1 protein-coding gene is annotated in these 544 nt (G+C 81.2%); it reads left to right on the top strand.

What is annotated here, in order from left to right; genetic code table 11:
• Positions 1-96: 96 nt before the first annotated feature.
• A partial coding sequence (locus GBZ26_RS30935; RefSeq protein WP_486598857.1) for a DinB/UmuC family translesion DNA polymerase occupies positions 97-544 on the top strand: 448 nt, incomplete at its 3' end.

Genomic DNA, 544 nt, shown 5'->3' with positions numbered 1-544 from the left:
GGTGGTCGGCGATGTGTTCAAGGGCACGGGGGGGGGGGGGGGGCGGGGCGGGGGCCGGGGGGAGCGGGGGCCCCGCCCCCCCCCCCCGGCCCAGGCGTGGCCCCCCGCGCGGGGCGGGATGGTGGCCGGCGTCGCGCCGCGGCCCAGGGCCGGCTGGCCGGGCCTCGTCCCCCCCGCCTGCCGGTGCCGCCGCACAGCGTCCGCCTCGCCCTGCCCGAGCCGATCACCACCGCCGAGGCCATCGCCGAGGCGCTGCGCAGGCTGCTGGCCACCCTCTGCGCCGGGCTGGAGAACACCGGCGAGGGCGCCCGCCGCCTGCGGCTGGAACTGCACCGGGTCGACCGCCGGCTGGAGGACGCGCCCCAGACGCTGGCCATCGGCACCGGCCACCCGGTGCGCCGCCCGGACGCGCTGATGCGGCTGTTCGCCCAGAAGCTCGACCGCGTGGAGCCCGGCCCCGGCCTGGAGCTGATGGTGCTGTCTGCCACCGAGGCCGGCCCGCTCGCCGCCGCGCAGGCCGCGCTGGACGGGACGACGGATGGGG

This window comes from Azospirillum formosense, from assembly GCF_013340925.1.
Classification (GTDB): Bacteria; Pseudomonadota; Alphaproteobacteria; order Azospirillales; family Azospirillaceae; genus Azospirillum; species Azospirillum formosense.
This window is presented reverse-complemented; position numbering and strand designations above follow the sequence as displayed.